Source organism: Rhodoglobus aureus, assembly GCF_039527955.1.
Lineage (GTDB): Bacteria > Actinomycetota > Actinomycetes > Actinomycetales > Microbacteriaceae > Rhodoglobus > Rhodoglobus aureus.
In genome coordinates, this window is the sequence record NZ_BAAAKW010000067.1 from 12,217 (window position 1) to 35,326 (window position 23,110).

The window sequence follows — 23,110 nt, forward strand, 5'->3', positions numbered from 1 at the left end:
CCTAAACTCGGAGTATGTCTGAGAGCAATTCGATCGATATCAAGCCACGTTCCCGCACGGTAACCGACGGAATTGAAGCGACTACGTCGCGCGGAATGCTTCGCGCCGTAGGTATGGGAGATGCCGACTGGGAGAAGCCCCAGATTGGTATTGCGAGCTCGTGGAACGAGATCACCCCCTGCAACCTTTCGCTTGATCGTCTCGCTCAAGCAGCGAAAGAGGGCGTTCACGCCGGTGGCGGTTACCCGCTGCAATTTGGCACTATCAGCGTCTCTGACGGCATTTCGATGGGCCACGAGGGAATGCACTTCTCGCTCGTCAGCCGCGAAGTTATTGCCGACTCCGTTGAGGTCGTCATGGAGGCCGAGCGTCTCGATGGTTCGGTCACGCTCGCCGGCTGCGACAAGTCGCTGCCCGGAATGCTCATGGCTGCGGCACGACTCAACCTCTCATCCGTGTTCCTCTATGCGGGTTCGATTGCTCCGGGCTGGGTCAAGCTCAGTGATGGCATCGAAAAGGAGATCACCATCATCGACTCCTTCGAAGCTGTAGGGGCAGTGAAGGCTGGCCGGATGAGCGAAGCTGACGCTAAGCGCATCGAGTGTGCTTTTGCTCCCGGCGAAGGTGCCTGTGGTGGTATGTACACGGCCAACACGATGGCGAGTGTTGCGGAAGCGCTGGGAATGAGCCTTCCCGGCTCGGCAAGCCCCGCATCCGCCGACCGTCGTCGCGACTACTTTGCGCACCGGTCAGGCGAAGCCGTTGTGAATCTGCTGCGCCTGGGGATCACCGCGCGCGACATCATGACGAAGAAGGCTTTTGAAAACGCAATCACTGTGGCGATGGCTCTCGGTGGTTCCACGAACGTTGTGCTGCATATTCTGGCGATCGCGAACGAAGCTGAGGTCGACATCACGCTCGATGACTTCAATCGCATTGGCGACAAGGTTCCACACTTGGGAGACCTTAAGCCGTTCGGCAAATACGTAATGAACGATGTTGACCGTCACGGCGGTCTGCCCGTACTCATGAAAGCACTATTGGAGGAGGGGCTCATTCATGGCGATGCGCTCACGGTCACGGGTAAGACTGTTGCCGAAAACTTCGCCGAGATGGAGATCGACCCCCTCGATGGTGAAGTTCTCCGCACGATTGACAACCCCATCCACCCGACGGGCGGGCTCACGATTCTGAGCGGTTCACTGGCTCCCGAGGGTTCCGTAGTGAAGACCGCCGGCTTCGACCGTTCTGAGTTCGAAGGCCCCGCGCGCGTCTTCGAGCGCGAGCGTGAGGCCCTGGATGCGCTCACAGCCGGCACGATCGAGGCCGGTTCCGTAGTCGTCATCCGCTACGAGGGCCCCAAGGGTGGCCCGGGTATGCGCGAGATGCTGGCGATCACCGCAGCCATCAAGGGCGCAGGACTCGGTAAAGATGTACTACTCTTAACAGACGGACGATTCTCAGGCGGCACAACCGGGCTGTGCATCGGCCACATAGCTCCCGAAGCAGTAGACGCAGGTCCTATTGCTTTCGTGCGCGATGGTGATCTGATACGGGTCGATATCGCAGCTCGCTCGCTCGACTTACTTGTCGACTCCGCTGAGCTCGAAGCCCGCCAAAAAGGCTGGGCCCCCCTACCTCCGCGTTACACGCGTGGCGTTCTCGCCAAGTATTCGAAACTTGTGCAGTCCGCCGCCCGCGGCGCGGTAACCAGTTAGCACCACGCTCACCAGTGAAATTTAAGGGATTTACACATGTCCTCTGACCCCGTGCCGCGGCCGAAGAGCACTACGCCGGAGATTTTGACCGGCTCTGGTGCAATCTTGCGCAGTCTGGAAAAGTTGGGTGTGAAAGACGTTTTCGGCTTGCCCGGCGGCGCAATCATGCCCTTCTACGACGAGCTAATGGCTTCCACTGCTATTCGTCACATTTTGGTTCGCCATGAGCAGGGTGCTGGTCACGCTGCTGAAGGCTACGCATCGTCATCGGGAAAGCTCGGCGTCTGTATTGCAACGTCTGGCCCCGGTGCGACCAACCTCGTTACGGCGATTGCGGATGCCCACATGGACTCCGTACCGTTGCTCGCGATCACCGGTCAGGTCTTCTCTACCTCGATGGGAACCGACGCGTTTCAAGAGGTAGACATCTCGGGCATCACGATGCCGATCACGAAGCATTCGTTCCTCGTGACCAAGCCGGAAGACATCCCAGCGACTCTGGCCGCGGCGTACCACATCGCCACAACGGGCCGACCTGGTCCGGTGCTGGTTGACGTAACCAAGGACTGCCAGCAAGGAACCGCACCCTTCATTTGGCCGCCCAAGGTCGACCTGCCCGGCTACCGTCCCGTCACGAAGGCTCACGGCAAGCAGGTTCAGGCAGCCGCCCAGCTGTTGGCTGAAGCTGAGCGCCCCGTCTTCTATGTGGGCGGCGGCGTCATCCGCGCTGGTGCCTCTGCGGAGTTGCTTGAGCTCGCAACCCTTGTGGGTGCACCGATTGTGACGACGCTGATGGCGCGCGGGGCGTTCCCGGACTCGAACGATCTGAACCTGGGGATGCCCGGAATGCACGGCACCGTTCCCGCCGTTCTTGCTTTTCAAGAATCGGATCTTCTCATCGCACTCGGTTCACGTTTCGATGACCGCGTTACCGGTAAGGCGAGCGAATTCGCACCTCTGGCGAAGGTCGTACACGTCGATATCGATCCGGCTGAGATTGGCAAGATTCGTGCGGCCGAGGTGCCCATCGTCGGTGACGCTAAAGACGTGATCGTCGACCTGATCGCGGCGTACACCGATGTGATCAAGACGACAAAGCCCGACTATAGCGCCTGGTGGGAGCGCCTCAATTATTTGCGCAATCAGTTCCCAATCGGTTTCGCCGAACCCGATGACGGGCTGCTCTCGCCGCAGTATGTGATCCAGCGCATCGGTGAAATCACCGGTCCGGAGGGTATCTTTGCGGCCGGTGTTGGTCAGCACCAAATGTGGGCGGCGCAGTTCATCAAGTATGAGCGCCCCAACGCCTGGCTCAACTCGGGTGGTGCGGGAACCATGGGGTACGGCCTCCCCGCGGCCATGGGGGCCAAGGTGGCGAACCCCGATCGTGACGTGTGGGCCATTGATGGCGATGGATGCTTCCAAATGACCAACCAGGAGCTTGCCACCTGCACAATCAACAAGATCCCGATCAAGGTCGCGATTATCAATAACTCCAGTCTTGGCATGGTGCGCCAGTGGCAGACCCTCTTCTATGACGGCCGCCACTCGTTCACCGACCTCAACACCGGCCACGACACTGTGATGATTCCCGACTTCGTGAAACTGGGGGAGGCCTACGGTTGCCTCGCCATCCGCGTCACTAAGAAGGAAGAAATCGACCCGGCCATCAAGCTCGCGCTTGAAACCAACGATCGCCCCGTTGTCATCGACTTTGTTGTGAGCCGAGACTCAATGGTGTGGCCGATGGTGCCGCAGGGTGTCGGAAATTCAAGCGTGCAGTACGCTCGCGACCATGCCCCAGAGTGGGAAGAGGAGTAAAGCGATGAGTCACGTACTTTCTCTGCTGGTAGAAGACAAACCAGGCCTGCTCACTCGCGTCGCAGGATTGTTTGCGCGTCGCGGGTTCAACATCCAGTCGCTGGCCGTTGGCTCAAGCGAGATCGAAGGCCTTTCGCGCATCACCGTTGTGGTGGATGTCGAAGAGCTGCCGCTCGAGCAGGTCACCAAGCAACTCAACAAGCTCATCAACGTCATCAAGATCGTCGAGCTTGATCCAGCGCAGTCGGTTACGCGCGAACACCTTTTGATTAAGGTGCGCGTAGACAACACGACGCGCTCACAAATTCTCGAAGCGGTAAACCTGTTCCGGGCCCGCGTGGTTGATGTTGCATCTGATGCGCTGATCATCGAAACCACCGGCGACTCGGGCAAGATTCAGGCACTCTTGCGAGTGCTCGAACCCTACGGGATCAAAGAAATTGCTCAGAGTGGACTGCTGGCCATGGGCCGCGGTTCGAAGAGCATTACCGACCGAGTTTTCAAGAACTAACAGCACCACCAACTAAGGAGAATCACTACTGTGACCGAGATCTTTTACGACGATAACGCTGACCTTGCGCTCATCCAGAGCAAAAAGGTTGCTGTCATTGGCTATGGCTCGCAAGGCCACGCCCACGCATTGAACCTGCGCGACTCCGGTGTTGAGGTCAAGGTTGGCCTCAAGGAGGGCTCGAAGAGCATCGCCAAGGCAACTGACGCCGGCTTCGAGGTGCTCACCAGCGCCGAAGCAGCCAAGTGGGCTGACGTTGTTGTGATCCTTGCTCCCGACCAGCACCAGCGCGGCCTTTACGCCGACGACATCAAGGACAACCTTGTTGCTGGCGACACCCTCGTCTTCGGACACGGTTTCAACATCCGCTTCGGCTACATCGACGCACCTTCTGACGTTGACGTCATTCTCGTAGCGCCTAAGGGACCGGGTCACACCGTTCGTCGCGAGTACGAAGCAGGCCGTGGCGTTCCCGTCATCGTTGCTGTCGAGAACGATGCAACCGGCGCAGCGTGGGACCTCGCATGGTCGTACTCCAAGGCAATCGGTGGCCTCCGCGCCGGTGGAATCAAGACCACCTTCACCGAAGAGACCGAAACTGACCTGTTCGGTGAGCAGGCTGTTCTCTGTGGTGGAACCTCGCAGCTCGTTCAGTACGGCTTCGAAACCCTCATCGAGGCTGGCTACCAGCCCCAGATCGCCTACTTCGAGGTACTTCACGAGCTCAAGCTCATCGTTGACCTCATGTGGGAGGGCGGCATCGCCAAGCAGCGTTGGAGCGTTTCTGACACTGCTGAGTACGGCGACTACGTTTCGGGCCCCCGCGTTATCGACGAGTCGGTCAAGGACAACATGAAGGCTGTTCTCGTAGACATCCAGTCGGGTGCCTTCGCTGACCGCTTCATCAAGGATCAGGATGCTGGTGGGCCAGAGTTCCTCGCACTGCGCGAGAAGGGCCAGAACCACCCCATCGAAGAAACCGGCAAGGAGCTGCGCGCTCTCTTCGCTTGGAAGCAGCAGGACTCCGATTACACCGACGGTTCAGCTGCGCGCTAACTTTCGCTAGTCACCACGACGGCCGTTCCGCTACTGCGGGGCGGCCGTTGTGCGTTAGTTGTCGCGCGTTAGTTGTCGTGCGTCGTGCGTTAAACGCTGCGCGTTGACGCTACTTCGGCGGCAGCGTGGTGCCGCGATCGGGCCACCGCAGCGTGGGCTCGGCCTTGGGCGCGGGGCCAGGGGTGCCCGTTCCCACCCAGACAGAGAGTGCCATTAACTGTTCGAGGCGCGAACCGATGAATGCGGCGGCGACGAGCGGCGCATACAGGGCACCCAGGTAGCTGGCGGTGAAAATTAAATCCATATTCTTGCCCCACGCCAACGCGGCGATAGCGGGAACGATAGCGAGCAGCAGCCACAGCGGATGTGCGATTATCCCCAGCGCGACGGCGGCGATAATCGTGAGCACCCCGATGCTCAGTTGCGTAATGATCGCGACGCCTAGCCCGCCGGCATAGCGGGCGTAGCGTTCCATCCCCACCGAAGCCCACATCACGCGAGCACGCAGTTGGTGCATCCCGCTGTCAATGAGTGAGACCCGAAAGTCTTCATCAGCGGTTCGTCTCAGCTCTAGGCGCTGGTCTGCGGGGGCGAGCTGGGCAACGGTGGTGAGCGAATCATGCAGAATCGCGGGCAACGTTTGCTTGCCGAAGCTGGCAATCAGCCCCCAGAGAAACGGTGGCACTGAGGCGAAATCGGTACTGTTTCCCTCCCCGGGCGGCAGTGAGAAGTCGTGGGCGGGAATCGTCAGCACTCGGTCGCTGTCTCGGGGATCACGCCAGCGAAACGCTTCAGCAACCTGAAAATCTCGACCCAACCGGTAGATAAGTGGCAGGCTGCGCAGTTCGTCTCCATTGAGGTCTGTGAACGGCATAGATAGCTCCTCGATCGATCTTGGGTCTGCCTGCGTGATCCTGTTTCAGGAGACTAGTCTGTCGGAGTGACAGCGAACGCGCAGCGAATCTCCCCAGAACCCGCACCCCCAGAAGCCACCTTTGACCTCGGCACGGCATCCCGCTTTTTTGGGGTGCTCCGGCTTGTGGCGGCAGCGCTCGTCTTTGCCAGCATCGCGACCCAAGTAGTCGACGAGTCGATCCACAATGACTTTGTCGCGAAGGAGTACTTCAGCTACTTCACGATCCAGTCGAGCCTGATCAACGTCGTGATACTTGCGCTGAGTGGGCTGGTGGCGTGGCGCCGCGAGCGCGAGTCGACGCTGTTGGCGGTGCTGCGAGCATCCGTCGTCTCCTATGCGGTTGTCACTGCTGGTGTCTATAACGTGCTGCTTCGGGGGATCCCCGATGAGGGCTATGTTGGCATTCAGTGGCCGAACGAGGTTATCCACGTGTGGGTGCCGCTGTTCTTGTTCGTCGACTGGTTGTTGGCGCCGTCACGATCGGTGTTGCGGATGCGCGACGTGCGCATTGTGATCATCTACCCGCTTGCGTGGTTGGCGTTTACGTTCGCGCGTGGGGCTCTCGACGGATGGTTCCCTTACCCGTTCCTGCAGCCAAACGGCCCAGATGGATGGGGAGGAGTCGCGGTCTACGTACTCGGTATCGCAGCGTTCATCATTGCCATCGCACTCGTACTGATTGGGATCAGCCGGGCGCGGTGGGCAAACACCGATCGGCTGTGGGCGTCAGGCCGCCGCTAGCAGGCCGCCGCTAGCAGGTGGGCCACTCGTCGGTGTCGACATAGCCGCACAGTGCGCGATAGTCAGTCAGCTCAGTGATCGGGGACGCATCGGCGGCACGCTCGTACAGTACTTCAGTGAACTCGCCGGTGAAAGCGTCGTAGTGGGTCGTGCGGTTAATCAGTGGTGTGCCGACTTGGGCCGCGATCTTGATCGCTTCGCTCGTCACGATGGACGCGATCACGCTGACAGCACCCGGAAAAACGCCGTGCACCGCGTTCATATCTACCGCCGCGAGTTCGGGTGGCAACGGGTGCAGGTCGCGAAAACCGCCGCCGCGCGCAGGCCACGAGACTCCGGCTTGCGCGCCGAACTCGCACGCCCAGCCCCACACCATCGGGATGCCAGTGATTTCCGCAGCATCGGCTGCCAAATAGTGAGTGGGGTAGTTGTCACTGCCATCCACAACAAGGTCAAAGTCCGCAAAGAGAGCCAGAGCGTTCTGGGGCGTGAGCTTCTGGTCGATCGCCACAACCTGAGTCGCGGGGCTGAGATCTGCCACCCTCTCGACCGCAGAAATCACTTTCTTGTGGCCAACATCCAACAGCCGGTGCATGTGTTGGCGGTGCAAATTGCTGAGCTCAACACGGTCGTCATCGATCACACCAACGGTTCCGACGCCGGCAGCGGCGAGCGATGGGATGACTGTGCTGCCGACGCCGCCCGCACCGATAACGAGCACGCGTGAGCGCGCTAAATTCTTTTGCGCCGTGTCGCCAAAATTGGTTAGTGCGAGCTGGCGGCTAAACCGCTGATCCATGAGTTGATTGTTCCACCGAGATCCTGAATATTTCGTCGAAAAACGGTCAGGAACAGCGCTCTGCCCGTGAACTGGGGGTGCCGTGAGCGTGCCCTGACGCGTCTTTCGTGGTGGTGTCGCTACCCCCGTGGCGGAGAAGCTGATGGCATGAAGTCGAGGTTCACCGCGTCTCCCTGGACTACGAGGCTGCCGCCGGTGGGAATGGCCACAGTGGCGACAGCGAGTGCACCGAAGTAGCGGGTGTCAAAATCCATGAGTGCGTTGTCGCAGCCGATTTGAGTTGAGATAATTGTGCCGATTTTCAGGTCGGTGGGATCGCCCGTGAATGTCGCGCTGTAACTGTTGCACGCCGACTGGCCCGAAATGCTGTCGCCGGAGATCACAAGGGTGATCTCGGCGTCCGAACTCAGTTCACCGGCGCTGTCGGTGCCACCAGCGTAGATCCAGACACCATCGATGCCTTCGATGGGGATGGCATCTCCGGGTGTTTCTTCTTCGCCGAGGCCAGGGTCGCTATCGAGTGGTGGCTCATCAGCACCGGCAGTCAACGCTGGCCCGGCACACGCGCTGAGCGCGAGCAGGCCAATGGCGAATAGTGGGGCAATTCTCTTGGGCATCGTTTGTGTGGGCATGGTGTGAATGGGCATGGTGGCCTCCTACTCATATAGACGACGGGGTGCGCAGTTTCGTTGGGCGCTGCCGAACAAAGTTTTAGATGGCGGCGAGCAGGCAGAGAGTGATAAGCAACATTTGTGTAAAATAGCGTGGCCAGAATGGGGTTGCTGCTTTGCCGAAGCGTTCCGGATGCTCGGCTGCATACGCATTGGCGGGGAATACGGCAATCAGAAAGAGCACGAGCGCGATTCCGGTAATGAAGCGGGTCGATTCCCACAGCAGACCGAGACCCCCCGCAACTTCGCAGAGTCCGGTAAGCGTCACGAGAACGGTGGGGGAGGGCATCCAGCTTTGGCGCAGTGCTGGCGGGATCATTGCCCTCATGGTTCGTGCCGGGGCGGCCACGAAGTGGCTGACGCCCATTCCGATAAACGCGAGTGCGAGGGCAATACGCAACACCCATTGGGCGATTTCGACGGCATTCATCATGGGCCAATCGTCGCATTGAGTTGTCACATGGCAACGGCGGCTTCCCGTCGCCGCTAAAGTTGCTGTAGTTGTGTACTCAAGCAGCCTTCGTTGTGTTAGCGCGAAGTCCCCGCGAATTGAAGGACCAGATCTGTGGCTAAGCCGATCGTTGTGATCGCCGAAGAACTTTCCCCCGCAACAGTCGATGCCCTCGGGCCCGACTTTGAGATACGAAACATTGATGGCACCGACCGTGCCGCTTTGAAGTCTGCGCTCGCTGATGCGCAGGCCGTCCTCATCCGTTCTGCAACCAACATGGATGCCGATGCTCTTGCCGCAGCCCCTGACCTGAAGGTCATTGCGCGCGCCGGTGTTGGCCTCGACAACGTGGACATCAAGGCGGCTACTGCTGCTGGTGTCATGGTTGTGAATGCCCCCAGCTCCAACATCATCTCGGCTGCTGAGCTGACTGTTGGGCACATTCTGAGCCTGGCACGTCACATTCCTGCCGCTCATGGCGCGCTCGCGCAGGGGCAGTGGAAGCGCTCGCAGTACTCGGGCACTGAGCTATTTGAGAAGACGATCGGCATCATCGGCCTTGGCCGCATTGGTGGTCTGATTACGGAGCGGATGCAGAGCTTCGGCACAAACATCATTGCTTACGACCCTTATGTCACGGCTACGCGTGCGCAGCAGATGGGCGTCACGCTCGTCTCGCTCGAAGAACTTTTGCAGCGTTCAGATTTCATCACCATCCACATGCCGAAGACGCCTGAAACGACGGGCATGATTTCAACTGAGCAGTTTGCTCACATGAAGTCGACCGCGTATATCGTCAATGTTGCCCGTGGTGGTCTCATTGACGAAGACGCTCTTTACACGGCCCTCAAGTCGCGCCGCATTGCCGGTGCCGGTCTTGATGTGTTTGTGAGCGAGCCGCCAACGGGGTCGCCGCTTCTTGGCCTCGACAACGTCATTGTTACCCCGCACTTGGGTGCTTCGACTGCTGAAGCTCAGGAGAAAGCTGGCGTTTCGGTTGCCAGGTCGGTTCGGCTTGCCCTCGGTGGCGAGCTCGTGCCTGACGCTGTAAACGTTGCTGGTGGAATTATCGACCAGAGCGTGCGCCCCGGCATCCCGCTTATGGAAAAGCTTGGCCAGGTCTTCTCTGGTCTGTCTGACAGCCCGCTCACCGCCGTTGATATTGAGGTTCGCGGCGAGATCGTTGAGTTCGATGTCAACGTGCTCAAGCTCGCTGCTCTCAAGGGCATCTTCACGAATGTGGTGTCGGAGACGGTCAGCTACGTCAATGCTCCGGTGTTGGCCGATCAGCGTGGACTCACTGTTCGCTTGATTACGGATGCTGTGAGCCCCGAATACCGCAACCTTCTGACGATCCGTGGCTCGCTTGCCGATGGCTCGCAGGTGTCGGTTTCGGGAACACTTGTGGGCAACAAGCAGCTCGAGAAGATCGTTGAGATCAATGGGTACGACATCGAGGTTCCGCTCGCGGATCACCTCATTGTGATGATGTACGAAGACCGCACCGGAATCGTTGCCGTCTTCGGCAAGGAGTTCGGCGACGCCAACATCAACATCGCGGGCATGCAGATCGCGCGTGAAAGTGAAGGCGGCAACGCGCTCTCGGTTCTTACGGTCGACTCGCAGGCATCCGCAGAGGTGCTCGCCACGGTCGCGGAGCGTATCGATGCTCGCTACGTGCACGCGATCGACATCGTCGACGCCTAGTTATTCGTTTCGCGCCCTAGCGGTGTGAGCACAGTTCTTCACAAACGCAACAAAAGGCGCGCCCCGAGTATCTCGGGACGCGCCTTTTGTGTTGTCGTTGGTGGTCGTTAGATCGTTTCGTCAGGGGTTGTGGTCGTGCGACGTTCACTGACAGAGCCGTTGGCTCCGTCATTGTTGTGCACGGTGGTGACTGAAGTGCGCTTACGCATCATCAGCACGAGGCCAATGATGAAGACGACAGCTCCGGCGATCATCAGGATGTAACCGATGAGGTCGAAGTTCACCCCCGCCACTTGAAGGTCGAGCGCGAACGTAAGAATCGCGCCAATAACTACTAATACAATTCCGGTTCCAATACTCATGGGACCAATTATCGGCGAAATTCGCACAGGGCGCAATCAGAAAACATTCAGAAATGAGAAATTGGTCAATTCTCTGGGTCGAAGCTCTCTGCTCTGCGGCCGACAGCTGGTGAGCACCGGTACTGTATTTGTATGCCTTCTCAGATCAAGCTTGCAGTCATTCCCGGTGATGGTATTGGGCCCGAAGTTGTGGCCGAAGCGCTCAAGGTGCTGAAGGCAACCGGTGTGGATGTTTCGACCACCGAGTTTCCCTTCGGCGCAAGCCACTACCTCGAGTCGGGCACCATTCTCGAAGACTCCGACATCGACGAGCTCGCCACGCACGACGCGATCCTGTTGGGTGCTGTCGGGGGAGACCCGCGCGATCCTCGCCTCACGGGCGGAATCATTGAGCGCGGTCTGTTGCTGAAGCTGCGCTTTGCGCTTGATCACCACGTGAACTTGCGCCCCACAACGATTTTTCCCGGCGTGACGTCACCGCTGGCTAACCCGGGCGCAGTGGACTTTGTGGTGGTCCGGGAGGGCACTGAGGGCCCCTACGTGGGCAATGGTGGGCGCATCCGCACCGGCACTCCGCACGAGATTGCCACTGAGGTGTCGATAAACACGGCGTTCGGTGTCGAACGCGTTGTTCGTTTCGCTTTTGCTCACGCGATGGGGCGCGACCGCAAGAAGGTCACCCTCGTGCACAAGACCAACGTGCTCGTTCACGCTGGTGGGCTGTGGCAGTCGACAGTCGATCGTGTCGCCAGCGAGTTTCCCGAGGTCGAGGTCGACTACATGCACGTTGATGCGGCCACGATCTTTATGGTCACAAAACCGAGTACATTTGACGTCATCGTCACTGACAACCTTTTTGGTGACATCATCACAGACCTCGCAGCGGCCATCAGCGGCGGCATCGGTTTGGCCGCCTCCGGCAATCTCAACCCGAGCGGGGCATTCCCCTCGATGTTTGAGCCGGTCCATGGCTCAGCGCCTGACATTGCGGGCAAACAACTTGCTGACCCTACGGCGGCAATCCTGTCGATCGCATTGCTGCTGTCACAGTTCGGCGAATCGGATGCCGCAGCCCGCGTTTCTGCGGCTGTTGAAGCTGATCTCAGCGCTCGTGGCACCACCGCACGGTCCACGTCTGAGATTGGCAGTGCAATTGCCGACGCTGTAGCGCAGAATTAACCCACCGCCATTATGGCTGAACGTCATTAAGGACATCGCATGAAGAATCTGTTGGCTGCTCGCCCCCTCACATTCATGGTTAAGAAGAACCAAGAGCCACGCTCTGTCGAAGAGCGAGACGCGGTTTTGGCGAACCCCGGTTTCGGTGTGAACTTCACTGACCACATGGTTGATGTGTGCTGGTCGGAGATGGGCGGATGGCACCGTCCGCGCGTTCAGCCGTACGGCCCCATCGAGCTCGATCCGGCCGCGGCAGTGTTGCACTATGGCCAGGAGATCTTCGAAGGCCTGAAGGCGTTCCGTCATGAGGATGGATCGATCTGGTCGTTCCGCCCCGAAGCTAATGGTGCACGCCTGCAGCGTTCCGCCCGCCGCATGGCGCTGCCGGAGTTGCCGATCGACGCCTTCATTGATTCGCTCAAGCAGATCATCGCGGTTGATGGCGACTGGGTGCCGAACGCTCCCGAGACGAGCCTCTACCTGCGCCCCTTCATGTTCGCCAAGGAAGCCTTCTTGGGGGTACGGGCTGCGAAGAAGGTCAACTATTACGTGATTGCTAGCCCCGCTGGTGCGTACTTCCCTGGTGGCGTTGCTCCCGTATCGATCTGGATCTCCACAAACTTCACTCGCGCCGGCAAGGGTGGCACAGGCGCGGCAAAGACGGGCGGCAACTACGCGTCGTCGCTTATTGCTCAGCAAGAAGCTGCTGAACAGGGCTGCGCCCAGGTGTTGTTCTTGGATGCCGAAGAGGGCAAGTACATCGAAGAGCTCGGTGGAATGAACGTGGTTCTCGTCAAGAAAGACGGAACCCTTGTTACTCCGCACTCCGAGTCGATCCTCGAGGGCATCACGCGGGACTCCGTGCTTCAGCTTGCTGAGGACCGCGGCCACAAGGTTGAGCGTCGTCGCGTGACTCTCGACGAGTGGCGCGAGGGTGTTGAGTCTGGCGACATCACTGAGATGTTCGCGTGCGGAACCGCTGCCGTCATCACTCCCATCGCCATGCTCAAGGGTGACGGTGTTGAGTTTGGGTCGGCGGATGCTCCGGCCGGCGAATTGACGATGTCGCTGCGCGAAGAGCTCACCGACATCCAATATGGCCGTCGCGAAGACAAGCACGGCTGGATGATGAGGCTCGACGCATGAAGGTAGCTCGTTTTAGTTCTGGCACAGGAGCTCGCTACGGCATTATCGACGGCGATGAAATTGTTGTTCTGACCGGTGACCCCATGTTCAATGGTTTTGAGCCCACCGAGGAGCGCTTGCCGCTGTCGGAAATCAAGATTGTGGCACCGGTGATTCCGCGCTCCAAGGTGGTTGCTATCGGCCGCAACTATGCCGAGCACGCGAAAGAGCTCGGCAACGAGACTCCTTCTGAGCCGATGATGTTCCTCAAGCCCAACACTTCGGTGGTGGGCCCGGGGGATGCCATCATGCTGCCGCCGCAGAGCGAGCACGTGAGCTTCGAGGGCGAGCTGGCGGTCGTTATCGGTAGCATCGCCAAGAACGTAGCCGAGGCTGACGCCGATAGCGTGATCTTTGGGTACACGATCGCGAACGACGTGACGGCACGCGACCTGCAGAAGAAAGACGGCCAGTGGTCTCGTGCTAAAGGCTTCGACACGTTCTGCCCACTGGGGCCCGTGATTGAGACCGAGTTCGCGGTGGCGTCGCAGAGCATCCGCACCACAGTGAATGGTGATGTGAAGCAAGACGGAACGGTCGACCAGATGGTGCACTCAGTCGCATCCCTCGTTGCGTACGCGTCGAGCGTGTTCACCCTGTTACCCGGCGACCTAATTCTCACAGGAACCCCCGCGGGTGTTGGCCCGATTGTGCACGGCGACACCGTCGAGATCACGATCGAGGGCATCGGCACGCTGAGCAACCCGGTGCGCACCGCTTCTCGATAGAATGGGCGCAATGTCTGCGCCATTTTCTACTGCAACCGCTTCCGACGTTCGCGTTCGGTTTTGTCCGTCACCTACCGGTACGCCCCACGTGGGACTGATCCGTACTGCCCTGTTTAACTGGGCGTATGCGCGCCACATGGGCGGCAAGATGGTGTTCCGTATTGAAGATACGGATGCCGCTCGTGACAGCGAAGAGAGCTATTTGCAGCTTCTCGACGCGATGAACTGGTTGGGTCTTGACTGGGACGAAGGCGTCGAGACGGGTGGCCCGCACGCGCCCTACCGTCAGTCGCAGCGCACCGACATCTACCTTGAGGTCATCGAGAAGCTGAAGGCTTCCGGTCACCTCTACGAGTCTTTTGCGACGGGTGAAGAGATCGAGGCCCGAAACGTGGCTAACGGTCGCGACCCCAAGCAAGGCTACGACAACTTCGAGCGCGATCTCACTGCTGAGCAGAATGCGGTGTTCAAGGAAGAGGGTCGCCAGCCGGCACTGCGTTTGCGGGTGCCCGACTCCGACCTGAGCTTTGATGACCTGGTTCGTGGCGACATCACGTTCCCCGCCGGTTCGTTCTCTGACTTCGTGGTGGTGCGCCCGAATGGTGCCCCGCTCTACACCTTCGTGAACCCGGTGGATGATGCGCTTATGGGCATCACGCACGTGCTGCGCGGTGAAGATCTGCTCTCGAGCACCCCTCGCCAGATCGCCCTCTATACGGCGCTCATTGAGATCGGTCTCACGGATGCGATTCCGCGATTCGGCCACCTTCCTTACGTAATGGGTGAGGGCAACAAGAAGCTCTCCAAGCGCGATCCCGAGGCGAGCCTGTTCCACCACCGTGATCGCGGGTTTATCCCCGAGGGCCTCATCAACTACCTGTCACTGCTGGGTTGGTCGCTTGCGCCCGACCGCGACGTTTTCTCCGTCGAAGAGATGATCGCCGCGTTCGACGTGGTGAACGTGAACCCGAGCCCGGCCCGCTTCGACGTGAAGAAGGCGGAGTCGCTCAATGGCGACCACATCCGTCTGTTGTCGGCTGAAGAGTTTGCGGGACGTCTCGTGCCCTACCTCGTTGCTGCTGACGTGATTTCGGCTGAGCCAACTGACGCTGAGCTGGCAACGCTGGCGGCTGCCGCACCGCTCGTGCAGGAGCGCATGCAATTGCTGGGCGATGCGCCGGCGCTGTTGCAGTTCTTGTTCACTCCGGATGCTGAGCTCGTCGTTGAGGCAGATGCAATGCCCAAGGCCGAAGGGCCTGAGGTTCTGGATGCCGCTATCGCTGTGCTGCCTGCGGTGGAACCGTGGACGCACGATGCCATCGAAGCTGCCCTCCGCGCCGAACTTATTGACGTGAAGGAAATGAAGCCACGTTTGGCGTTTGGTCCGTTGCGGAGCGCGATCGCTGGTCGCCGCATCAGCCCGCCGCTGTTTGAGTCAATGGAACTGCTGGGCAAGGAGTCGACTCTGGCTCGCTTGGGAGCGTTGCGCGTACGACTATGAGTGAGCAGTTCGACTGGGATGTTGTTATTGTCGGCGGCGGACCGGCCGGACTCAGTGCTGCCCTGAATCTCGCGCGGGCGCGTCGGCGCACGCTGGTGCTCGATAGCAATCGCCCTCGCAATTCGGCGACCTTCCACTCACACGGCTTCTTGAGCCGCGATGGTATTTCTCCGCTCGAGCTGCGTAAGCTGGGCCGTGAGGAGCTTGAGCAGTATCCGAACGTCGCGTTCGAGCGCACGATCGTCGAAACCATTGTGCCGCTCGACGGTGGTGGGTTTACGCTCACGCATCGCGGGGGAGCGGTCACGACCCGCACAGTTCTGATCGCCACAGGGTTGCGCGAGGTTTTGCCGAAGTTGCCAACGCTGCGGGCGTTCTATGGCACGAGCATCCACTCCTGCATGGAGTGCGACGGCTATGAGTACGCGGATCGTCCGATCGCGCTGATTGGTCACAGCGATGACCTCGCGGAGCGGGCGCTGCTGTTGTCGCAGTGGAGCCGCGATCTGATCGTCTTCACGCAGGGCATTGGCCATGTGAGTGAGACTGATGAGGCGGCGCTAGCTGACCGCGGCATCCGTGTGGATCGTCGTGAAGTGGCGGATGTTGCGGGCGACCGTGATGGGCTGAACGGTGTTGTGCTTGCCGACGGCGAAACTATTGCGCGCGAGGCCGCGTTCGTTCGCCCCGACTATGAGACAGCGCTTGGCTATGCGGAGGGTCTGCAACTCGCGCTCGACGCGGAGGGTTTGATTGTCGTTGATACTTCCGGCCGCACCAGCACAGCGGGTGCCTATGCGACCGGTGATGCCACCCCGCCCGGCCCCCAACAGCTCATCGTTGCCGCGGGTGACGGGGCCGAGGTTGCCGCCACCATCAACCGCGACCTGCTCTAAACGTCTCTTCCCGTGCAGCCGCGGGTATCGCTGCCGCGGGGTGCTCGTTGCTAGGCGATGGTCTGACCCGGCGTGCTGTTGGGTGTTGTGCGGCGAGTCGCAAGCATCGTGACAAGGCAGGCAGCAAGAAGCACCATCGTTACGGGTGCCCAGATGGCGCGCTCGGCAGCGCTCGGAGTGATGAGGTTCAGCACGATGCCGACGCCGGCATACGCGGTGGCGATCCAACCGAACACGGCGATGAGCCGAGGAGATACGTTCCGCAGCGGCCCCCGCTCACCCCGAGCCAGAATTGCCGCCGCCAGAACAAGAACGATCGTGGCGGAGACGCCAGCGATAACGCGTCCTTGCGGGGGGAGGGCGCCCTGATTGGTGCCGCCCTGGGTGTACTCGCCGAGAGGGGCTCCTGCGGCGACAGCGAGGTGGAACACGGCGACGAGGGCGAAGATCGCGGAGGCGGCTCCTGCGCCGACGCGGGCGGCTCGGCTAATCGGTCGCGCGTCGCTGCCGTCGCTGCCGTCGTTGCCGGGGCTGCCGCGTGATCCAACGGTCAGGGACTGGGACGCTGCGGTGTTTTTGCTCATTGGTCTGTCTCCTTATGTTGGGAAATTTGAGTGCACAGTTCATCGATCCATTCGATTTCAGCACGCGCGTGTGCTCGGCCTGACTCAAGGGTTGCGTAGCGCAAGCGGGTGGCGAGTGGGGCACCGGACAGATCGGGGGGTGCGTCGCTCGCGAGTGCATCGAGTGTCGCGAGTAATTTCCGGGCATCGTCGCGGCGACCTTCGAGCAATCGGATGACGCCGGTCGAACCAAGAGGCTCGGCAAAGAAGAGGCGGAGAAGGAATGGCTCGCGAGAGTTGTCTGGCTCAAGCGGTGATCTGAGCCACGTGTCGAGTGCTTCTCGCCCCGGTTCGAGTATCGAGTAGAGGCGGCGGTCGGGGCGAGATGTCTGCTCGATTGTGTCGCTCTCGACTAGGCCGTCAGCCTCAGCCCGGTGCAGTGTGCGGTAAAGCTGCGACTGATCTGCTGCCCAAAAGTGCGCGGCTGTAGACGAAAAGGTCTTGCCGAGTTCGTAGCCAGTCATGGGGCGGATCGCAATGAATCCGAGAACCGCGTGGAGGAGAGACATGGCATCAATATAGGACAAGTCCCATATCGGGTCAAGGGGGTGAACCACAGGCCGCGCAGGATGCGCTAAAGTAGTAAATCGGTTCGGCTGCGGCTGAACGCGGTGGGGTATGGTGTAATTGGCAACACGGAAGATTCTGATTCTTTTGTTCTGAGGCGAGTTACTTTTTAAGCCCGGATTTACTGGCCACTTCTAGGCCCGAACAGGTATTTCTTTCCACTGGCAGCCGATTCTCCTCACAATCTCTCACAACATCTCACGAGGCATCACCGCTTTGTTTGTGAATACTTTTTACCGCGCAAAGAATGCCCCGGACCCTGACGGTCGAGGGCATTCGATGCTGAAGCTGATGCGGCTGTGGACTACTTCGGCGCAAACCGCTCTGTTATCGCGGTAACGTTCGGCGCGACCGGACGACGCTCACCGTACGTGCTCTTGATGAGACGGTCGTCGGATTGGCCTAGTACTTCTGCGGCGATTGATGAACCCAGTTCGTTGTTCACTGCTGTGGCAACTGTTTTGCGCCCTGAGTGCGGGGTCAGCCAACCGGATAGGTCACTGCCGCCAGTTACCTCTCGCAATGTACGCCGGATGTTGTTCTGGGATAACAACCCGCCACCACGGGCAACGAACGCGAATTCGCGACCGTCGGCAAACCGTCGTCGGAGAATTGCCACGGCAAATTCCGGCAGTTCGATTCCACGGGCTGTTGCGTCCGTCTTTAACGCTCCGAGTCGATATCCCGTTCCCTTCACGTATTCCACCTTTCTGTCCACGATGAGTGTTGGATGTTCGGCGTCGAGGTCGATGCTGTCTCGGTGGACGGCGAGAACTTCCGAGATGCGCAGTGAGGTCCCAAGGATGAGGTCCATACAGTCCATGAGGTCGTCATGAGCTTTCGTTGACTGCGGGCCAGGCCGGTCCCGGTCGCGGTGAGCTGTGATGAGCTCGCGCAGATTCTCTAGCTCGGGGAGCTTGATTGCGCGAGCCTTCTTGAGCGGGGTGGGTAACTGGAAACCATCAAAGTTGATGAGCTGAGGTGGTACCGCGCCTTGTTCCACGGCGTAGCTCAGCACGGCGCGGATAACTACGCGACACGCGCGAGCCTCGGCTATGCGGCCGGATTCAGCTACCGCCCTAACGGTTCTTCGGAGCAAACCATTGTCCAACTCACCGAGCGTGAGCGAGCCGAGCGCGCGGGCGACCGTACCGTTCAGCGTCGATTCATAGCGCTGGACTGTCTGCGGGGCGCGGCCCTTCGTCCTGTAGTACGAGAGCCAGATTGCTCCGAGTTCCGCAAATGTGGTGCGAGCGGTAAGTGTTTGGACGTTCCAGCCAGCGAGAACCAACTCAGCGTTCGAAGCTAGGTCGCGTCGCGCGGCGGTTGCCGTTGCCGCGGTCCCAGTGATGCGAACGGTCGTACCGTCAGGGAGCCGAAGAGTTGCGGAGACACTGAGTGCGCCGCATGCGAGTGAGCGAGGCTTGCTGATGACCCCAAATTCACCAGGAGCGGTTCGTGGCCGGCCTCGGCCTGTGATTGCTGTGCTCACGCTGCTACCGCCTGTTCTTTGTGCTGGCGGGCCCAAGCTAAGAGGTCTTGGGCTTCCCAGCGCAGAGTGCCGCGTCCGAGAACTATGGCCGGTGCGAACGCGTCGGCGCTTCTTAGGTTGTACAGAGTGCCTCTGCTGATGCCTAGTAGCGCACTTGCTCCGGCGGCGTTGAGTAATTTGGGCGACGCCACTGGGGCGATGGTGATAGTCATTGTTTTCCTCCGCCGTCCAAGTGCGCGGCATTGGGCCAAAATCACTATTTTCACCCCCTTTTTACCCCCGTTCTGGGGGTCATGCCGGGACCTGTGTCAGTTCTCTATCTAGTTGAGAGTTCTCTCAGGTAATTGAGACCGCCCAACGCTTTGTGCCGCGCACAGGCTGGTGACGAGTTCTGTAGCGATTGGTGTGCGCCGTCTGGTGCAGCGCTCTGTCGTGTTTGGGCTTGATCCCACCGGACCGCAGGGGCGTGCATTGCTTGCTCATGCGGGTGCTGCCCGGTTTACCTACACCCTGACCTGTTCCGCACCGCGGTGATGGAATAAATCGAAGTTTGGTACAACCGTCGGTGGCCCCCGCTACCACAACGGCGTAATCAGCCCCGCCCAAGCAAGAACAACCCATCAAGCCCGCGACCGCAAACCCCTGGCTGCAAAAAACACATCAAGCTGTCTCAAAAAACTTGACGAGCGCAAGCTGATGAGGAAGGCCGTTCCGTTTCACGCATGAGGACGACTACCCGCCCGGTGGGGGCCGCAACCCAGATCTTGACGCGTCTCAGTCCGAGGGGCGGTTGTCGATGATGAATCGCATGAGCTGCGTCGCGTCATGGGTGACAAACAGCTCCGTGAGATAAGTGTTGTACTCAAGCCGACGTGTGGCTGAGACCGATACGGCGTCATAGCCGTTGGCCATGAGCTCGCCCGCCATCATCAGACGCGAGGTCCTCTTGTTGCCATCGAAATAGAACTGGCGTTTGGTCGCGGCGGCGAAGTAGGCAAACGCGCGCTCTCGGGGGTCGGTGAGCGTGTCGAGATAGTCGAGCAGGTCCTTATGTTCGGCGATAAGCGTTGCGCCGTCGACTCCGGGGTCGCTTGCCTGATAGACGCCCCTCTCGCCAAGTCCGACCCGTCCGCCGCCTCCCGCAGCGCCCTGCCCACGGAACGCTCCCGACTCGATCGCTTCATGTCTGGCGACCAAGCCATGAATTGTGTCGCTGGTGTTTTTGTCGAGGAGGAACCGGCTGTCACCGACAAGGGTGTCTACGAGGTTGAAGCCTTCGTTCAAAGCCAGGATCTGCTCTTGATCGTCGAGCCTGTGCCCGCTGACTGTGATCCCTTCGAGAAGTGTGCGGACTTCGGGGAGAGTGTACGGGTTGCCTTCGAGTGCGGCGGCATCCCAGATGTATTCGGGCATCATCGCGCGGTAGCGCGCTCTAGCTCTGTCCGGTGTGCTCTGCTTGAGTGTGCCGAAATCTAAAGCCGTGCTGTCCCAGGTGATGCCTGTGAGCTCAAGTCTGTCGGCGGCGGACGACGGGCTGAGGTGAATGTTGTCAGCACGCGTCAGGATTTCAGGACGTGTGCGCTTGAGATATTGGTTCGACCCGCGGGCCCAGTTGGATGAGGTGCCCATCGTTCACCACTCCCGAGCGATGGCAAGTGCGGCTTCCGCGGTGCTTCCGCCGAGGCCAATGCTGTCGATGATGGCCTGGACAGGTGCGACCAGGTTGAATTTTCCGTCCGTCCAGGAATCGACTTTGGCGATAGGTGCCATCGGCATTACGACAATTGTCGCGGTCGCGGCGCGCGCGGGGCGCAAGTGTGAGAGGAAGCGCGCGACCGCTTCGGGGTCTTCGGCGTAGACGATCGCGTGTGGGTCAAGCGCGATTGGCTCGTCAGCGATTCGCTCCAAGACCGGTGTGCCGGACAGGAGCCATTCGCCGCCTGCTGATAGCGCGGCGGATGCGAGTTTGAGTTCGTCCCAGCCGCCGGTGAGTAGCACTGCTCCCACCCGGTGAAGTGGGTTGGTAACACGGCCGGCCTCAGTCACGACGTCGATGGGGTTCAGCTCAGGTCCGACGTAGCGGCGTATCCGCTGTGCCCATTCTGTTTGGCTGGGGGTGAGGTATCCGGCATCGACTGAGGCGTCGATGATAGAACGAGCTCCTGCTGCGGCGTCAGGGTCTGAGGCGGGCAGCAAATTAATACTGATGTCGAGGCCGGCGGCAAGCGCAAGCTCCCTGAGCGTACGGAGGCCAGCGTCAGATTCCCCGGTCTCTACTCGATGCTGAGTCATTCGTGAAACTCCGGATCGTGCTGAAAGCAGGGATACAGTCGAATGAGTCACATCGCGAATTTGTTTTGGCAGTCCTGTTGTTGTGGTGACAGCCATCTGAATCACCTCCCCATCCGTGTACCGTTCTTGGTACAACATTTACAAATGTACCGTATTCGGTACAAGGTTACAAGCGGTCTATGCGCGGACAGTTTTCTCGGTTGAACTTGGCGGCCGCCGTGCGAATAGGACGCCTGTCAGTTCTTCATCTAGTTGAGATTTCCCTCGGGTAGTTGTGACCTAACACCAACTCAGGTGTCCGGTAAAGCTGGGATGGGCCACCTGGTAGTGGACTCGTCAGCGGCAGAGGAGCACACCCCCGACCATCAGGCCGGAACCGCTCCAACGACACCAGCACCACGGGGACTCCCGCACCGCAAGGCGCGGACATATCTCACCAACATCGAGACAAGTCTCAACTACAACGAGAAATGACAACCTGTGAGGGCGGGCGATGCCGGAGCCCAAATGGGCGCCAGCCTGCCGCGCACAAAGCTATCCATGACCGCGGACAATGACTACAGCGATGCCGAATATGTTGTCGAACCCCTCGGTGCAATTCTGATTCTGGCTACCGGATCCACTCTCAGAGGCGCAGATGGCGTTTATCGTGGGCTCCAACCTCTGATCGTCCAGCTCTGCGGTGAAAAACTGCCTCGCGGCGGTCTGCCAGCCGATGAAGCGATCAGGCAACGCCTGATGCACCGAGCACTCCAGGGGCTGCACGTCCCACGTCTGGCCCGCCAGCGCATCGCCGCGGCCCGCGGCCGTCCCGGCATCGCCCCGTGGCTGGATGCCCTGCAAAGCCACCCGGGGTTGTTGGACCTGTTGGTGTTGGGGCGCGAGCGTCTGGACATCTAGCCTCCAGCACTGGGAGTGATAGGTCTGCCTGCTGACGAGTCCAAGTGCCGCTCGCCTCCGGAGTCGCACATAGCCCCGACTTCATGCTGTTGGCAGGAGTGCTGCGAGCGCGGCGTCAGATCGCGTGCACGTTCAGCGTTTAGCTGGGGACTGCGTCTGCGTAACAGATAATCCCCACCGGTCATTTTCCTGTCGCATAGGGGCTGTGCAGGACAACGGTAGCGAGGCTTTCGCTACCGGCAAGCATCACAGACAGGACCAACAATGACGAAGACCACGAAGACCACGCCCCAGGATTATTCAGATGCGCAACTCACGCAGCTTGCCGATGCTTTCGAGTCGGCTTGGCCGGGAGCTGCGGCTCAGCCGGCCCAGATGATTGATGGATTCTGTGCTGGCGGGCAGCCGCGACTGTCCCAATATGGTGTCTTGGTCGCTATTGCGTTCGAGGACGAAGGTTTCCACAATGTGTTTGAGATGGTGGCTGGCAACCGCTCGCAAACGGAATGTGCGTGGAATCTTGGCATCATGCCTTGCGCGTTCGCAAATTACATCATCAACAGGTAGTGCCGAGAGGCGGGCAACGCCCAGAATCGGGATGACTGAAATGGTTGCTCGGTTCTGGGTGTTCGTCCTACCGGCCACCTCCGTCGACGCCCAGGTGGTCAGGGGCTGACAAGACTCGCCCCGCCATCCCCCGCTGGCTACCGAACTGAAGTGGTACAGGTTCGATCCCAGTACAGCTTACTGAAAACCGCCGGACTCCCGGGGGTTTTCGTTGCCGGGGTAGTTTTTCGGCGCTTTTGCGATCGGAAGGTAATCGGGCGACCAAGTTTCCCACGTTATCGCTCTACTCGTCCGCCTGAATTGGCATTCGGGGGGGCCTATGTTTTTGTCAAGCGGCGAGGGCGTGTTTGTTCGGTTCGTTCTCGTAGAGTGTGCCGTCGCGCATCATGGCGTAGAGGACGTTGCAGCGGCGTCGGGCCAGGGCTAG

Annotated in this window: 24 protein-coding genes; 13 read left to right on the plus strand and 11 right to left on the minus strand. The window is 59.9% G+C overall.

All coding sequences use genetic code 11. From position 1 onward, the window contains the following. Positions 1-14 precede the first annotated feature (14 nt). Genes ilvD through ilvC form a run of 4 tightly spaced genes read left to right on the plus strand, consistent with a single transcriptional unit; the run spans position 15 to position 5,106 of the window. Positions 15-1,718, plus strand: a complete 1,704-nt coding sequence (ilvD, locus tag ABD112_RS13225) for a dihydroxy-acid dehydratase (protein ID WP_343926586.1) — start codon at positions 15-17, stop codon at positions 1,716-1,718. 36 nt (positions 1,719-1,754) lie between these two features. Beyond that, positions 1,755-3,539: an acetolactate synthase large subunit gene (locus ABD112_RS13230; RefSeq protein ID WP_343926588.1), complete on the plus strand. Its 1,785-nt coding sequence runs from the start codon at positions 1,755-1,757 to the stop codon at positions 3,537-3,539. A gap of 4 nt (positions 3,540-3,543) precedes the next feature. Then, positions 3,544-4,050: an acetolactate synthase small subunit gene (gene ilvN, locus ABD112_RS13235; protein ID WP_341954204.1), complete on the plus strand. Its 507-nt coding sequence runs from the start codon at positions 3,544-3,546 to the stop codon at positions 4,048-4,050. Between the two features lie 30 nt (positions 4,051-4,080). Further along, positions 4,081-5,106, plus strand: a complete 1,026-nt coding sequence (ilvC, locus tag ABD112_RS13240) for a ketol-acid reductoisomerase (protein ID WP_343926592.1) — start codon at positions 4,081-4,083, stop codon at positions 5,104-5,106. A 109-nt stretch (positions 5,107-5,215) separates the two neighbouring features. Here the strand turns inward: ilvC and ABD112_RS13245 are convergent, their stop codons facing one another. Further along, positions 5,216-5,980 (minus strand): DUF1353 domain-containing protein, encoded by a 765-nt coding sequence (locus ABD112_RS13245; RefSeq protein WP_343926593.1) that lies wholly within the window; start codon positions 5,978-5,980, stop codon positions 5,216-5,218. A gap of 66 nt (positions 5,981-6,046) precedes the next feature. Here ABD112_RS13245 and ABD112_RS13250 point away from each other — a divergent pair, with 66 nt between their 5' ends. Then, positions 6,047-6,763 (plus strand): Pr6Pr family membrane protein, encoded by a 717-nt coding sequence (locus ABD112_RS13250; RefSeq protein ID WP_343926594.1) that lies wholly within the window; start codon positions 6,047-6,049, stop codon positions 6,761-6,763. Positions 6,764-6,773: 10 nt separating this feature from the next. On the opposite strand, the gene ABD112_RS13255 is transcribed toward ABD112_RS13250, so the two are convergent. The 3 genes from ABD112_RS13255 to ABD112_RS13265 all read right to left on the minus strand — a co-directional run bounded on the left by ABD112_RS13255 (position 6,774) and on the right by ABD112_RS13265 (position 8,666). Then, positions 6,774-7,562 (minus strand): HesA/MoeB/ThiF family protein, encoded by a 789-nt coding sequence (locus tag ABD112_RS13255; protein WP_343926596.1) that lies wholly within the window; start codon positions 7,560-7,562, stop codon positions 6,774-6,776. 119 nt (positions 7,563-7,681) lie between these two features. Further along, complete coding sequence (locus ABD112_RS13260; RefSeq protein WP_343926598.1) at positions 7,682-8,209, minus strand: META domain-containing protein; 528 nt, start codon at positions 8,207-8,209, stop codon at positions 7,682-7,684. A 64-nt stretch (positions 8,210-8,273) separates the two neighbouring features. Further along, positions 8,274-8,666, minus strand: coding sequence for a DoxX family protein (locus ABD112_RS13265; RefSeq protein WP_343926600.1), 393 nt, complete (start codon positions 8,664-8,666; stop codon positions 8,274-8,276). Positions 8,667-8,798: 132 nt separating this feature from the next. On the opposite strand from ABD112_RS13265, the gene serA reads away from it, so the two are divergent. After that, entirely contained in the window at positions 8,799-10,391 is a 1,593-nt protein-coding gene (gene serA, locus ABD112_RS13270) for a phosphoglycerate dehydrogenase (RefSeq protein WP_343926602.1), read from the plus strand. Between the two features lie 107 nt (positions 10,392-10,498). On the opposite strand, the gene ABD112_RS13275 is transcribed toward serA, so the two are convergent. After that, positions 10,499-10,753, minus strand: a complete 255-nt coding sequence (locus ABD112_RS13275; RefSeq protein ID WP_343926604.1) for a DUF6458 family protein — start codon at positions 10,751-10,753, stop codon at positions 10,499-10,501. Positions 10,754-10,885: 132 nt separating this feature from the next. On the opposite strand from ABD112_RS13275, the gene ABD112_RS13280 reads away from it, so the two are divergent. Genes ABD112_RS13280 through ABD112_RS13300 form a run of 5 tightly spaced genes read left to right on the plus strand, consistent with a single transcriptional unit; the run spans position 10,886 to position 16,242 of the window. Then, complete coding sequence (locus tag ABD112_RS13280; RefSeq protein ID WP_343926606.1) at positions 10,886-11,932, plus strand: 3-isopropylmalate dehydrogenase; 1,047 nt, start codon at positions 10,886-10,888, stop codon at positions 11,930-11,932. 39 nt (positions 11,933-11,971) lie between these two features. Next, positions 11,972-13,078: a branched-chain amino acid aminotransferase gene (locus ABD112_RS13285; RefSeq protein ID WP_343926608.1), complete on the plus strand. Its 1,107-nt coding sequence runs from the start codon at positions 11,972-11,974 to the stop codon at positions 13,076-13,078. Then, a complete protein-coding gene (locus ABD112_RS13290) occupies positions 13,075-13,845 on the plus strand; it encodes a fumarylacetoacetate hydrolase family protein (RefSeq protein WP_343926610.1) in 771 nt (256 codons plus the stop codon). Before ABD112_RS13285 ends, ABD112_RS13290 begins: the two co-directional genes overlap by 4 nt. A 10-nt stretch (positions 13,846-13,855) precedes the next feature. Then, on the plus strand, positions 13,856-15,346 hold the full coding sequence (gltX, locus tag ABD112_RS13295) for a glutamate--tRNA ligase (protein ID WP_425563844.1): 1,491 nt from the start codon (positions 13,856-13,858) through the stop codon (positions 15,344-15,346). After that, a complete protein-coding gene (locus tag ABD112_RS13300) occupies positions 15,343-16,242 on the plus strand; it encodes an NAD(P)/FAD-dependent oxidoreductase (protein ID WP_343926614.1) in 900 nt (299 codons plus the stop codon). Before gltX ends, ABD112_RS13300 begins: the two co-directional genes overlap by 4 nt. 50 nt (positions 16,243-16,292) lie before the next feature. On the opposite strand, the gene ABD112_RS13305 is transcribed toward ABD112_RS13300, so the two are convergent. The 6 genes from ABD112_RS13305 to ABD112_RS13330 form a co-directional block, all read right to left on the minus strand. Next, a complete protein-coding gene (locus ABD112_RS13305; RefSeq protein WP_343926616.1) occupies positions 16,293-16,826 on the minus strand; it encodes a hypothetical protein in 534 nt (177 codons plus the stop codon). After that, complete coding sequence (locus ABD112_RS13310) at positions 16,823-17,374, minus strand: PadR family transcriptional regulator (protein ID WP_343926618.1); 552 nt, start codon at positions 17,372-17,374, stop codon at positions 16,823-16,825. Before ABD112_RS13310 ends, ABD112_RS13305 begins: the two co-directional genes overlap by 4 nt. Before the next feature lie 362 nt (positions 17,375-17,736). Then, positions 17,737-18,924 (minus strand): site-specific integrase, encoded by a 1,188-nt coding sequence (locus ABD112_RS13315; RefSeq protein WP_343926620.1) that lies wholly within the window; start codon positions 18,922-18,924, stop codon positions 17,737-17,739. Continuing rightward, positions 18,921-19,136 (minus strand): helix-turn-helix transcriptional regulator, encoded by a 216-nt coding sequence (locus tag ABD112_RS13320; RefSeq protein WP_343926622.1) that lies wholly within the window; start codon positions 19,134-19,136, stop codon positions 18,921-18,923. The genes ABD112_RS13315 and ABD112_RS13320 overlap by 4 nt, the downstream gene beginning before the upstream one ends. Before the next feature lie 562 nt (positions 19,137-19,698). Then, entirely contained in the window at positions 19,699-20,553 is an 855-nt protein-coding gene (locus ABD112_RS13325; protein ID WP_343926624.1) for a Fic family protein, read from the minus strand. A 3-nt stretch (positions 20,554-20,556) separates the two neighbouring features. After that, positions 20,557-21,216: a hypothetical protein gene (locus tag ABD112_RS13330; RefSeq protein WP_343926626.1), complete on the minus strand. Its 660-nt coding sequence runs from the start codon at positions 21,214-21,216 to the stop codon at positions 20,557-20,559. A 540-nt stretch (positions 21,217-21,756) separates the two neighbouring features. Here ABD112_RS13330 and ABD112_RS13335 point away from each other — a divergent pair. Both ABD112_RS13335 and ABD112_RS13340 read left to right on the plus strand, forming a co-directional pair. Then, on the plus strand, positions 21,757-22,116 hold the full coding sequence (locus tag ABD112_RS13335; protein WP_343926628.1) for a hypothetical protein: 360 nt from the start codon (positions 21,757-21,759) through the stop codon (positions 22,114-22,116). A 264-nt stretch (positions 22,117-22,380) separates the two neighbouring features. Continuing rightward, a complete protein-coding gene (locus ABD112_RS13340; protein ID WP_343926630.1) occupies positions 22,381-22,683 on the plus strand; it encodes a hypothetical protein in 303 nt (100 codons plus the stop codon). The last annotated feature ends 427 nt before the right edge of the window (positions 22,684-23,110 follow it).